10 protein-coding genes are annotated in these 12780 nt (G+C 70.2%); 3 read left to right on the plus strand and 7 right to left on the minus strand.

Going from position 1 to position 12780, the window contains the following annotated elements; genetic code table 11:
* Positions 1-38: 38 nt before the first annotated feature.
* Positions 39-644: a YdbC family protein gene (locus AB0O53_RS20725; RefSeq protein ID WP_351000791.1), complete on the minus strand. Its 606-nt coding sequence runs from the start codon at positions 642-644 to the stop codon at positions 39-41.
* Between the two features lie 32 nt (positions 645-676).
* Positions 677-1516, minus strand: a complete 840-nt coding sequence (locus AB0O53_RS20730; protein ID WP_365197306.1) for an arylamine N-acetyltransferase family protein — start codon at positions 1514-1516, stop codon at positions 677-679.
* Between the two features lie 95 nt (positions 1517-1611).
* On the opposite strand from AB0O53_RS20730, the gene AB0O53_RS20735 reads away from it, so the two are divergent.
* Positions 1612-2571: a DUF1152 domain-containing protein gene (locus AB0O53_RS20735; protein WP_365197309.1), complete on the plus strand. Its 960-nt coding sequence runs from the start codon at positions 1612-1614 to the stop codon at positions 2569-2571.
* Between the two features lie 58 nt (positions 2572-2629).
* Here AB0O53_RS20735 and AB0O53_RS20740 read toward each other — a convergent pair whose 3' ends face one another.
* Positions 2630-3328 (minus strand): nitroreductase family protein, encoded by a 699-nt coding sequence (locus AB0O53_RS20740; RefSeq protein ID WP_365197312.1) that lies wholly within the window; start codon positions 3326-3328, stop codon positions 2630-2632.
* Positions 3329-3396: 68 nt separating this feature from the next.
* Here AB0O53_RS20740 and AB0O53_RS20745 point away from each other — a divergent pair, with 68 nt between their 5' ends.
* On the plus strand, positions 3397-3792 hold the full coding sequence (locus AB0O53_RS20745) for a winged helix-turn-helix transcriptional regulator (RefSeq protein ID WP_351000803.1): 396 nt from the start codon (positions 3397-3399) through the stop codon (positions 3790-3792).
* Between the two features lie 162 nt (positions 3793-3954).
* Here the strand turns inward: AB0O53_RS20745 and AB0O53_RS20750 are convergent, their stop codons facing one another.
* On the minus strand, positions 3955-6846 hold the full coding sequence (locus AB0O53_RS20750) for a vitamin B12-dependent ribonucleotide reductase (protein ID WP_351000806.1): 2892 nt from the start codon (positions 6844-6846) through the stop codon (positions 3955-3957).
* Positions 6847-6991: 145 nt separating this feature from the next.
* Positions 6992-7504, minus strand: coding sequence for a transcriptional regulator NrdR (nrdR, locus tag AB0O53_RS20755; RefSeq protein WP_351000809.1), 513 nt, complete (start codon positions 7502-7504; stop codon positions 6992-6994).
* A gap of 469 nt (positions 7505-7973) precedes the next feature.
* On the opposite strand from nrdR, the gene lexA reads away from it, so the two are divergent.
* A complete protein-coding gene (gene lexA / locus AB0O53_RS20760) occupies positions 7974-8768 on the plus strand; it encodes a transcriptional repressor LexA (protein ID WP_030838117.1) in 795 nt (264 codons plus the stop codon).
* Positions 8769-8865: 97 nt separating this feature from the next.
* On the opposite strand, the gene AB0O53_RS20765 is transcribed toward lexA, so the two are convergent.
* Together AB0O53_RS20765 and AB0O53_RS20770 are read right to left on the minus strand one after the other, a co-directional pair.
* Positions 8866-10836, minus strand: a complete 1971-nt coding sequence (locus AB0O53_RS20765; protein WP_351000813.1) for an ATP-dependent DNA helicase — start codon at positions 10834-10836, stop codon at positions 8866-8868.
* A gap of 54 nt (positions 10837-10890) precedes the next feature.
* Entirely contained in the window at positions 10891-12762 is a 1872-nt protein-coding gene (locus AB0O53_RS20770) for an IucA/IucC family protein (protein ID WP_365197317.1), read from the minus strand.
* Positions 12763-12780 lie beyond the last annotated feature (18 nt).

Raw genomic sequence — 12780 nt, forward strand, 5'->3', positions numbered from 1 at the left:
GACCGGGCACGCCGGTCGGCCGAACGCTCGTCATACGGTCATACCGTCCAGGACGGTTCGAGGTCGACGACGTCACCGGTGAGGGCCTCGACGTCGGCCTGGAGCTGGGCGCGCAGGGACAGCCGCTCGACCCGTTCCTGCCGGTACTTCCCGTGCTCGGCGGCGGCATGCCACATGGAGAGCACCAGGAACTCCCGGCCCGGGGCCTCGCCGAAGAGGCCCCGGACCATGCCGGGCGAGCCCGCCATGGCCGGGTTCCACACCTTCTCCTGCATCAGGGCGAAGTGGTCGACCCGGCCCTCGCGGACACGGGTGTGCGCCACCCGGACCACGTCGGCATCGGTGAAGCGCGGCTCGAAGCCGGTCTTCACGTCGAAGCGGTGGTCGAAGAGTGTGACCCGAAGGTCGGTGTAGGTGCCGTGCTGCGCGGCGGCCAGTCTGTCGTGCGAGCGCGCCATGAAGGAGTCGTAGAAGGACCGGCTCTCCCAGAACGCGAAGACATGCGCCACCCCCTGCCGGCCTCTGCTCCAACCGCCGCCCTGCCCCCGGAAACCCGGCTCGCCCGGCAGCCCCGCCCATTTTCGCTGCCCCCGCTCGAACCCGCGTCGGTCCGTCACCGTGCAGCGAATCCACTTGACCAGCACGGCGCCATCGTACGGTCCAGGAACCGCCCCGGTCAGTCCCCAGCGAGGTACATCCCCACCAGTTCCCCGGCGTCCCGATCGGGCAGCCGAACACCGAACTCCTGGTCGAGCACCGTGAGGAGTTCCTCCGGTCCCACGCGTCGCTGCTCGGCCGTCCCGTCGGGGTGCAGCGTGGTGAGCTCCCGCCCCACAAGCGCCCGGCGGACATCGTCGCCCGGGCGCTGGACGATGACCCGCCCGACGAAGGAGGAGCGGGGGTGACCGGAGCTGTAGTGGTTGAGCACGACGTAGTCGACCGGGTGGTAGTGCTGCGGCGAGAAGGCGTACAGGTCCCGCCAGCTCTCGCCGCGCAGCAGGCACAGCGCCAGGACGCCGCCCGCCTCCTCGCGGACGCGGTACGTCCACTTCCCCTGCTCCACCGGGGTACCGGGGCGCGCCAGCGGAACCGGCTCAAGGGGTCCCTGGTGGCCGAAGCCGGCGTCGCACAGCCACTCCTCACCGTCGACCGTGACGACGAGAACGGCATGGGTCACCGCCAGCAGGGAGTCCCCGCGGGTGCGGTTGCGGGCACCGCGCCCGGTGACCTCGAAGCCGATCCGCTCCAGGGCGGCGGCCAGCAGCGAGTTCTGCTCGTAGCAGTAGCCGCCCCGGCGGCCGTGCACGAGCTTGTCCTCGATCGACGTGACGTCCAGCGCGACGGGGCGGCCGAGCAGGACGTCCAGGCTCTCGAAGGCGATGGCGGCGGTGTGGGCCCGGTGCACTGCGTACAACGTGGGGGGGTCCGGCCGGAGTTCCCCCACCGCCACACAATCCCCGCCGAGACCGATCCGGTCCAGGTAGGCCTCCAGGTCCAGCTCGTCACCGCTCCACATCGGCCCCGTCTCCCCTGTTCCCCCGCTGCCTTCCGGCATCGCACGGCCCGTAAATCCCGGGCCGGGACACGTCCGCGCCCCGCACAATGATCGCCATGACCGCCCTGCACACCAACCCGCTCTTCGCCCGCCTCGCCGATGCCGAACGCATCCTCGTGGCAGGCGCGGGCGGCGGTTTCGACATCTACGCCGGCCTGCCCGTCGCCCTCTCCCTCCTCCACCAGGGCAAGGAGGTCCACCTCGCGAACCTCTCCTTCAGCCATCTCGCGGGCCTGCCCCTGGAGGACTGGACGGCCCCCGACGTCGCCGCCGTCACCCCGCGGACCGCACCCCACCAGGCCTACTTCCCCGAGCGGACGCTGGCCCAGTGGCTGGAGACGCACGGCTATCCGTCCACCGTGTACGCCTTCCCCCAGACCGGGGTGCAACCGCTGCGGGCGGCCTACCGCGCCCTGGTCGACCTCCACCGCATCGACGCGATCGTCCTGGTCGACGGCGGCACCGACATCCTGATGCGAGGTGACGAAGCGGGCCTCGGCACCCCGGAGGAGGACATGACCAGCGTCGCGGCGCTGGCCGCGCTGGACGACGTACGGGAGCGCCTCGTCGTCTCGGTCGGCTTCGGCGTGGACGCCTACCACGGCGTCAGTCACGCACTGGTGCTGGAGAACATCGCCGCGCTGGAGCGCGAGGGCGCCTACCTCGGCGCGTTCTCCATACCGCGCGCCACCCGCGAGGGGGCGCTCTTCCTCGACGCGGTGGCCCACGCCCAGGACAACACTCCGGAGCGGCCGAGCATCGTCAACGGCTCGATCGCCGCGGCCGTGCGGGGGTCCTTCGGCGATGTCCGGTTCACCACCCGCACCCAGGGCAGCGAACTGTTCGTGAACCCTCTGATGTCCCTGTGCTTCGCCTTCGACCTGCCGGGACTGGCCGCGCGCTGCCTCTACCTGGACCGCATCGAGCACACCCACCTGCTGCGCCAGGTCCACTCCCGGATCGCGGAGTTCCGCGAGGACCTCGTCACCCGCCCCGCCCGCCGCATCCCCCACTGACGACCGATGCGCGAAGGGGACCGGCCCAGGTCCGGTCCCCTTCGCGCACCACGGGCGGCTACGGACGCGGCTCCCGCGGGACACCGCGGCGGCCCGGCCCGCCCGCCTCGCCGCCCCCGTACGATTCGCGGAAGACGTTGTGCTGGCGGGCGCGCCGGCCCGGATGACGCCGTCCCTCCGCCGGGTAACCGACCGACACCAGCAGGGCGATGGCGAGGTCGTCACGGCCACCGATCCCGATCACCTCCTTCACCTCCTCCTCGTCCCAGCCGTTCATCGGAGAAGTCGCCAGGCCCATCTCCGTGGCGGCGAGCATCACGAAGGAAGCCGCGATCACGGCGTCCTTGACCGCGTACTCCCGGAGCAGGCCCCGCTGGTCGAGGTCCTCCTGGAACGCCTGCGACGCGACGGAGAACATCTCGATGAACTCGTCGTTCCACGCACCGCTGGACCGGGCCTGCTCGTGGACATCGCGGTGGTCGTCGCGCCAGGCCTCGGGCTCGGCCACGAAGACCAGTACGACCGGAGCCTCTTGCGGCTGGGGCTGACCCCCCGTGGCCCGTGCCAGCCCCGCTCGACCCTCGTCCCCGAGAACCGCGACGACCGAGCGGTCCTGGAGGTTCCAGCTGGTGGGGGCCTCGACGGCCAGATCGAGCAGCGCGTCGAGCATGGCCTGCGGAACGGGGTCGGGCAGGTAGTGGCGGACGGTGCGGCGGGTACGGATCGCTTCCGCGACGGACATCGTGGGACTCGTCATGTCACTCACTATTGGAGAGCCACTCTCCATCAGGAAGAGGGCACTTTTTTGTGCGTTACTCTCCCCGCATGAAGACCACGGTGGAATCGTCAGGGCTGCCGGCCGATGCCTATTCCGCGAAGTGCCCGACACGCCAGGTCCTCGATCACATCTCGGGCAAGTGGACCGTCCTGGTCGTGGACGCCCTCCTCGAAGGCACCCTGCGGTACACCGAATTGAGCCGGCGCATCGAGGGCGTGTCGCAGAAGATGCTGACTCAGACCCTGCGCTGCCTCGAAGCCGACGGGTTCGTCGCCCGCACCGTCCACCCCACCGTCCCGCCCCGCGTCGACTACGACCTGACGGAGCTGGGCCGCAGCCTCGCGGAGCCGATCACCGCGCTCCGCCAGTGGACGGAAACCCATATCAACGAGATCGAACGGGCCCGCGCCCGGGCCGCGCAGGAGGCCGGGAAAACCCCCTGACCCGAGGAGAAGGGCAGCCGGGTCGAAGGGCAGCCGGGTCGCAGATCCGGCCGCTCCAACGGCAAAGGGGCGCCGGCCCGTGGCCGGCGCCCCTCCCTGTCGGAGATCACGCTCCGGGTTCAGCCGCGCCGGATGTCACATCCGGCGCGGCTCCGCCCGGTATCAGCTGCAGCCGCTGGTGGAGCCGCAGCCCTCGCAGATGTAGCAGGAGCCGGCGCGCTGCATCTTCGTACCGCAGGAGAAGCAGAGCGGGGCGTCGGCGGAGACGCCGAGCTGCATCTCGACCAGTTCGGCGCTGCTGTGGGCGGCCTTGCGCTCCGGGGCCGGAACGGCGACCGGCGCGGGCTTCGGAGCCGACGGCACCGCGGTGAGCGGGGCCGACTGGGCCAGCGACTCGGTGTCGATCTCCTCCTCGAGCGGCTCGTAGGAGCCGGTCTCCAGGTGGCGCTGACGCTCGTCGGCGGTGTGGATGCCGAGGGCCGAGCGGGTCTCGAAGGGCAGGAAGTCCAGCGCCAGGCGACGGAAGATGTAGTCGACGATCGACTGCGCCATCCGCACGTCCGGGTCGTCCGTCATGCCGGCCGGCTCGAAGCGCATGTTCGTGAACTTCGAGACGTAGGTCTCCAGCGGCACGCCGTACTGGAGGCCGACCGACACGGCGATCGAGAAGGCGTCCATCATGCCCGCGAGGGTCGAGCCCTGCTTGGACATCTTCAGGAAGACCTCGCCCAGACCGTCGTCCGGGTAGGAGTTCGCGGTCATGTAGCCCTCGGCGCCGCCCACCGTGAAGGAGGTGGTGATGCCCGGACGGCCCTTCGGCAGGCGCTTGCGGACGGGACGGTACTCGATGACCTTCTCGACGGCGGCGCGGATGGTCTCCTCCGTCTTGGCGGTGACCTCCTCCTTCTCCTCTTCCTTCTTCTTGGCGGAGAGGGGCTGGCCGACCTTGCAGTTGTCGCGGTAGATCGCGAGCGCCTTGACGCCGAGCTTCCACGCCTCGAAGTAGATCTCCTCGATCTCCTCGACGGTCGCCGACTCCGGCATGTTGACCGTCTTCGAGATCGCGCCGGAGATCCAGGGCTGGATCGCGGCCATCATGCGGACGTGGCCCATCGCGGAGATGGAGCGCTCGCCCATGGCGCAGTCGAAGACCTCGTAGTGCTCGGTCTTCAGACCCGGGGCGTCGACGACCACGCCGTGCTCGGCGATGTGGGCGACGATCGCCTCGATCTGCTCCTCCTGGTAGCCCAGGCGGCGCAGGGCCTGCGGAACGGTGCCGTTGACGATCTGCATCGAGCCGCCGCCGACGAGCTTCTTGAACTTGACCAGGGCCAGGTCCGGCTCGACACCGGTGGTGTCACAGGACATCGCGAGACCGATGGTGCCGGTCGGCGCGAGGACGGAGGCCTGCGAGTTGCGGAAGCCGTTCTTCTCGCCGAGGCGCAGGACGTCCTGCCATGCCTCGGTGGCCGCGGCCCAGATCGAGTTGTCCAGGTCCTCGGTGCGCGGCGCGACGGCGTTGGCGTCGGCGTGCTGCTTCATGACGCGCTTGTGCGCCTCGGCGTTGCGGGCGTAGCCGTCGTACGGGCCGACGATGGCGGCCAGCTCGGCGGAGCGCTTGTACGCGGTGCCGGTCATCAGCGAAGTGATCGAGGCGGCGAGGGTGCGGCCGCCGTCCGAGTCGTAGGCGTGGCCGGTGGCCATCAGCAGGGCGCCGAGGTTGGCGTAGCCGATGCCCAGCTGGCGGAAGGCGCGGGTGTTCTCGCCGATCTTCTGCGTCGGGAAGTCCGCGAAGCAGATGGAGATGTCCATCGCGGTGATGACCAGCTCGACGACCTTGGCGAAGCGCTCGGCGTCGAAGGACTGGTTGCCCTTGCCGTCGTCGTTGAGGAACTTCATCAGGTTGAGCGAGGCGAGGTTGCAGGACGTGTTGTCCAGGTGCATGTACTCGCTGCAGGGGTTGGACGCGGTGATGCGGCCGGACTCGGGGCAGGTGTGCCAGTTGTTGATCACACCGTCGTACTGGATGCCCGGGTCGGCGCAGGCCCACGCGGCCTCGGCGAGCTTGCGGAAGAGCGCCTTGGCGTCGACCTTCTCGATGACCTCGCCGGTCATGCGCGCCCGCAGGCCGAACTCGGTGCCGTTCTCGACGGCCGTCATGAACTCGTCGTTCACGCGGACGGAGTTGTTGGCGTTCTGGTACTGGACGGACGTGATGTCGTCGCCGCCCAGGTCCATGTCGAAGCCCGCGTCACGCAGGGCGCGGATCTTCTCCTCCTCCTTGACCTTGGTCTCGATGAAGGCCTCGACGTCCGGGTGGTCCACGTCCAGGACGACCATCTTGGCCGCGCGGCGGGTGGCGCCGCCCGACTTGATCGTTCCGGCGGACGCGTCGGCGCCGCGCATGAAGGAGACCGGGCCGGAGGCGTTGCCGCCGGAGGAGAGGAGCTCCTTGGAGGAGCGGATGCGGGAGAGGTTCAGGCCGGCGCCGGAGCCGCCCTTGAAGATCATGCCCTCTTCCTTGTACCAGTCGAGGATCGACTCCATGGAGTCGTCGACGGCAAGGATGAAGCAGGCGGAGACCTGCTGCGGCTGGGGCGTGCCGACGTTGAACCACACCGGGGAGTTGAAGCTGAAGATCTGGTGCAGGAGGGCGTAGGTCAGCTCGTGCTCGAAGATCTCCACGTCGGCGGGCGACGAGAAGTAGTCGAAGTCCTCGCCGGCCTTCGTGTACGTCTTCACGATCCGGTCGATCAGCTGCTTCAGACCGGTCTCGCGCTGCGGGGTGCCGACCGCGCCGCGGAAGTACTTGCTGGTGACGATGTTGACCGCGTTCACCGACCAGAAGTCGGGGAATTCGACGCCGCGCTGCTCGAAGTTGACCGAGCCGTCGCGCCAGTTGGTCATGACGACGTCACGGCGTTCCCAGTTCACCTCGTCGTAAGGGTGCACGCCGGGGGTGGTGTGGATGCGCTCGATACGCAGGCCGCCCTTGGCAGCCTTGGTCCCCTTGGCGCGGGAACCACGTGCCGAGCTGCTCGCCGTCTCTGTCATGCCGCTGCCTCCCATATGCGGGCAAAAACGCCCTAAAGTGCCAGCGATATTCCGCGGCACAGTGCTGTGTCTCTGTATCTACGTCTCTTCGCGCGGCCGACCGGCCACGACCCGGTGCGCGAGCACCGTGCCGCGGGCAGCCCGGTCAGTCGGCGGCGGAGGCGGGCACGGGGACCTGGGCGGTCCCGCCGTGCTCGCACTCTTCGGGGTGAGGCCGCGGCTCGCGGAGTTCCGCGATTGCGGTCTCGAAGTCTTCGAGGGTGTCGAACGCTTTGTAGACGGATGCGAACCGCAGGTACGCGACCAGGTCGAGCTCCTGCAACGGGCCGAGTATGGCCAGACCCACGTCGTGGGTGGTCAGCTCGGCGCTGCCGGTGGCGCGCACCGCCTCCTCGACCCGCTGGCCGAGCTTGGCGAGGGCGTCCTCGGTGACCGGCCGCCCCTGGCACGCCTTGCGCACGCCGGAGATGACCTTGGTGCGACTGAAGGGTTCGGTCACCCCGCTGCGCTTGATCACCATCAGCGAGGCCGTCTCCACCGTCGTGAAACGACGGGAGCAGTCGGGGCACTGACGGCGCCGACGGATCGACGTGCCGTCGTCCGTGGTGCGGCTGTCGACGACGCGGCTGTCGGGGTGCCTGCAGAAGGGGCAGTGCATGGTTCCCTCACCCTCCTTCTCGGCACGACTGAATCACCCCACGGAGCCCCTCAACGACCGAGACGGACTCTGTCGGGGGCTCGCGGAGCAGCCACCAGCATATGCGATCCCGGGAGCCTCAGAAGACCCAGGGACCACAACTTCTGGGTAGCCGCGCTCATCCAACCACTAGATCTTGGGTTGCGGCGGATTTGGACGCCTCTGCGTGTCGCGGCGTCCGATAGCCGGATACGGGGCCCCTCGGTGCCACACTGGGCGCAGGGCCGAACGGCGGCCGTCCGACCGGGAAGGGTACCGTAAGCAGCGGAGGCCGAGCCGAACCCGCGTTCGCCGAACCGATCGCCCATACACCCCGCGATTTACCCACGCAGGGCGATCTGCGATTTTTCACTCGAACGTGTGTTTGGCGCAACCTTTCGAAAGCAACTACCGTTGTCCAGCTAGGGAGAACATTTCGAGAGGGGCCGACGTGACCACCACCGCAGACAGTGCCGCCATCACTGCCCAGAACCGCTCCCAGAACCGACTCGAGCCGGTGCATGCCATGAACGACGCAAACCTGAACCCGGACGCGGACGCCGCAGTGCGCCCCGCACGCTCGCTGCCAGGTCGACCTCCAGGCATCCGCGCCGACAGCTCCGGGCTCACGGACCGGCAGCGGAGGGTCATCGAGGTCATTCGCGACTCCGTGCAGCGCCGGGGTTACCCGCCGTCGATGCGGGAGATCGGCCAGGCGGTCGGTCTGTCCAGCACGTCCTCGGTGGCGCACCAGCTGATGGCCCTGGAGCGCAAGGGCTTCCTGCGGCGCGACCCGCACCGGCCCCGGGCCTACGAGGTGCGCGGCTCGGACCAGCCCAGCTCGCAGCCCACGGACACCACCGGCAAGCCCGCCGCCTCCTACGTTCCCCTGGTCGGCCGGATCGCGGCCGGCGGCCCGATCCTCGCCGAGGAGTCGGTCGAGGACGTGTTCCCGCTCCCCCGCCAGCTCGTCGGCGACGGTGAGCTCTTCGTCCTCAAGGTCGTCGGCGACTCGATGATCGAGGCCGCCATCTGCGACGGCGACTGGGTCACGGTCCGCCGCCAGCCGGTCGCGGAAAACGGCGACATCGTCGCCGCGATGCTGGACGGCGAGGCCACCGTCAAGCGCTTCAAGCGCGAGGACGGCCACGTCTGGCTCCTCCCGCACAACGCCGCCTACCAGCCGATCCCCGGTGACGAGGCGACCATCCTCGGCAAGGTCGTCGCGGTCCTGCGCCGGGTCTGACCCCGCCGCTCCCTAGCCAGCCCCCGGGACCCACTGCGCCGGTCCCGGGGGTTGTTTTGTCTTCCTTCTCTTCTCGTCTCGTCTTCTCGGCTGGTCGCTACTTGTCGTCGGCCCGGGCCGTCGCGTCGATCGCGGCGAGCGAGCGGCGGACCTGGTTGCGGTCCGTGGTGTACCAGAAGTCCGGCAGCGTGGCCCGCAGGAAGCTCCCGTACCGGGCGGTCGCCAGGCGGGGGTCCAGGACCGCGACGACACCCCGGTCCCCCGAGGCCCGGACGAGCCGGCCCGCGCCCTGGGCCATCAGCAGGGCGGCGTGTGTGGCGGCGACGGCCATGAAGCCGTTGCCCCCGTGCTCCTCCACCGATTTCTGTCGGGCGCTCATCAGCGGGTCGTCGGGGCGCGGGAAGGGGATCCGGTCCATGACGACCAGCTGGCAGCTGGGTCCGGGCACGTCCACGCCCTGCCACAGCGACAACGTCCCGAACAGGCAGGTCTTCGGATCGGCGGCGAAGTTCTTGATCAGCTCGCCGAGCGTCTCCTCGCCCTGGAGCAGGATCGGGTTGTCGAGCCGGCCGCGCAGTTCCTCGGCGGCCGCCTTGGCTCCGCGCATGGAGGAGAACAGTCCGAGGGTGCGACCGCCCGCCGCCTCGATCAGTTCGGCGAGCTCGTCCATCATGTCGCCGCGGGTGCCTTCACGGCCCGGCGTGGCCAGGTGCTTGGCGACGTAGAGGATGCCCTGCTTCGGGTAGTCGAAGGGCGAGCCGACGTCCAGGCCCTTCCACAGCGGCACGTCGTCGCCCTCGACGCCCTCCGGGGACAGTCCCAGGGAGGCGGCGACACCGTTGAAGTCGCCGCCGATCTTCAGGGTGGCCGAGGTCAGGACCACCGAACGGTCCTCGAAGAGCTTCTCGCGCAACAGGCCGGACACCGACAGCGGGGCGACGCGGAGGGTGGCTCCGAAGCGGTCGTGCCGCTCGTACCAGACGACGTCGTACTCGGAGCCGATCGTGATCCGCTCCGCCACCGCGTGGATGTTCTCTACCGCCGCCAGGGCCTGCTTGCGGACCGCGTCCTCGTCGTGGACGGACTTGTCGCGGGTGGCACCGATCGCCGAGATCACATTGCGCGCGGCGTCCCGCAGGGACATCAGGGCGTAGCCGAGGTCCTCGGGAATCTGCTCCAGGCGGCCCGGGAGCGCGAGCTCCATGACGCGTTCGAAGGTCTCGGATGCGGTCTGCAGCGCGTCCGCGACCTTCTCGTCGACCAGCTTGGCGGAGCGCTTCACGGCTCGGTTGACCTGGCCGGGAGTGAGTTCGCCGGTGGCGACCCCGGTGACCCTGGAAACCAGCTCGTGGGCCTCGTCGACGATCAGCACCTCGTGCTGCGGCAGCACCGGCGCACCCTCGATGGCGTCGATCGCGAGCAGCGCGTGGTTGGTGACGACCACGTCCGCCAGCTTGGCCTGCTCGCGCGCGGCCTCGGCGAAGCACTCGGCTCCGTACGCGCACTTCGTCGCACCCAGGCACTCGCGGGAGGAGACGGAGATCTGCGACCAGGCCTTGTCCGAGACGCCCGGTGTCAGGTCGTCGCGGTCGCCGGTCTCCGTCTCGTCGGCCCAGTCCCGCAGGCGCAGCAGGTCCTGGCCGAGCTTGCTGGTCGGCGCGGCAGCCTCGAACTGGTCGAAGAGGCCGTCCTCCTCGTCCTGCGGAGCGCCTTCGTGCAGGCGGTGCAGGCACAGGTAGTTCGACCGGCCCTTGAGCATGGCGAACTGCGGCCGGCGGCGCAGCTGCGGATGCAGCGCGTCCACCGTCCGGGGCAGGTCACGCTCGACGAGCTGCCGCTGGAGGGCGAGGGTCGCGGTGGCCACGACCACGCGCTCGCCGTGGGCGAGGGCCGGCACCAGGTAGCCGAGGGACTTACCGGTGCCGGTACCCGCCTGGATGAGCCGGTGGGAGTTGTCGTCGATCGCTTCGGCGACCGCTTCGGCCATGGCCACCTGGCCGGGGCGCTCCGTGCCGCCGACGGCGGAGACGGCGGCGTGCAGCAGGTCGGGGAGGGAGGGCTTCGTCATAGCACTGCCAACCCTACGGGGCCCCGCTGACAGCGGGGGCACACCGACGGGGATTCATGGCCGGTGGAGGGGGTTGGGCACGGTGCCGTACTGCACGGCGTGCGGGCGGTCGGGGCGGTCGCGGTAGCCGTCCTCGTACAACCGGTTCCGGTTCAGGCACAGCCTCGCGATGCGCTCGGCGAGCAGGTCGAAGAGCTCGAAGCGGTCCTTGAGCTCGGGGAAGCGGGCCTGGTGGCGCAGGATCTCGGCCCGTACGAGCGACCAGAAATCGCCCTCCGGGACGCCGAGGCGGTCCGCGCACAGGGCGGACAGATAGCGGAAGACCCCGATGAACAGCCCGGAATGGATGAACTGCGGCAGGAAGCCGGAGGGCTCGGTGAGCAGGACGGCCCGGACCTCGGCGGGCACGGAGGCCAGCTCGGGCAGCGGCTCGTCACTGATGTTGACGTCGTCCACGAAGTCCTTGATCGCGAGCCGGACCGGGACGTCGTGCTCGTCGAAGATCACGACGGCGTTCTCGCCGTGCGGGGAGAAGACCGTGCCGTAGCGGTAGAGGAAGTGGAGCAGCGGGGGCAGGACGGCGGCGAAGAGCCGCTGGAGCCAGACGTCGGGCGTCAGGCCGGAGCGGGCGACGAGCTCGGCGGTGAAGGACCGGCTTCGGGGGTCGGTGTGGAGCAGGGAGGCCAGCGTGCGGGCGCGCTCCCCCGGCGCGAGGAGCCCGGTGAGGGGCTCGCGCCAGATCGCGCCGAGGAGCTCCTTGTACTGGTAGGGGACCTCGGGGAGCCGGTCGTAGACGGGGTGGCGGACCGTGACGGAGGCGACCTCGCCGAGCAGGATCACCCGGCACTCCTCGCGCAGGAAGGGATCGGCGTCGCGGAGGGAATGGATCCAGGCGGTGACGGCGGGGGCCGCCAGGGCGAGGTCGGAGGGCAGGCCGCGCCAGACCATCGTGTTGAAGACGGAGAGCGGGAGCTTGACGCTGTGCCGGTCGGGGCGGCTGAGGTTGAGGAAGGTGCGGATCGACTGCTGGGGCAGGCGGACGTCGGGGTCGGCGGGGAGCGGGACGAGGTCGCCGGAGGCGAGCGCCGGGGCGAAGAGGGGGAGGACGACCTCGTCCCACTGCCACGGGTGCACGGGGAAGTAGAGGTAGCGCAGCGGGTCGAGGCCGCGGTCGCGGAGGGTCCGGTCGAAGGCCGCGCGAGTGACCGGATCGAGCTCGGCGGAGTAGAGCCGGGCGGGGTCCTCCAGGCCGGCGGTGCCCCGGTAGGCGGCGAGCGAGGTGTGGGCGGCGAGCCAGGGCAGCCGCTGCCGGGTGCGGGCCTCGGGGGCCCACGCGGCGGTGTCTGAGGCGGACAGTCCGATGCGGCCCTTGTTGAGGACGAGCCAGGGGTGGCCGGTCTGGTGGCCTTCGAGGGCGGCGTAGTCGAGCTCGGCGAGGACGTCGGCGGTGAGGGCGGTGTGGTCGATCCGCGCGTCGGCGGCCAGGGTGGCGCTGAGCTCGCGGACGAGGTGGCCGAGGGTGGCTCCGTCGAGTCCGAGGAGGGTGCGGGCGCGGACGAGGAAGGCGTACGGGTCCCCGAAGGAGGCCGGGGCGACCGGGGCGGGCGGGGGCGGGGTGAGCGTGATGGTGTCCGGTGCGACGTGCCAGCTGTCGTAGGAGCGGCGACGGGCCCGGAAGCCGAGGACGCTGCCGTCGTCGAGGGTCAGGGTCCAGGCGTCGTCGTCATCGTCGGCCGGGGCGCGGCCGGGGACGGGGACGGGGCGGATGATCTCCTCGTACGCGAATTCGGCGAGCATCTTGGCGAGGAGCCGTCGCGCGGCGGACTCCCAGGCCGGGAGGGTTAATTCCGGTGGTGTGCGGGGGTGCTGCGGCGACGGCGGCAGGTCCGGCTCCGCCGGATCGGTGGCTGCGGGCAGGTTCGGCACGAGACTCCTCGAAGATCG

It is taken from the genome of Streptomyces erythrochromogenes (assembly GCF_040684695.1).
GTDB classification, from domain to species: Bacteria; Actinomycetota; Actinomycetes; order Streptomycetales; family Streptomycetaceae; genus Streptomyces; species Streptomyces erythrochromogenes_C.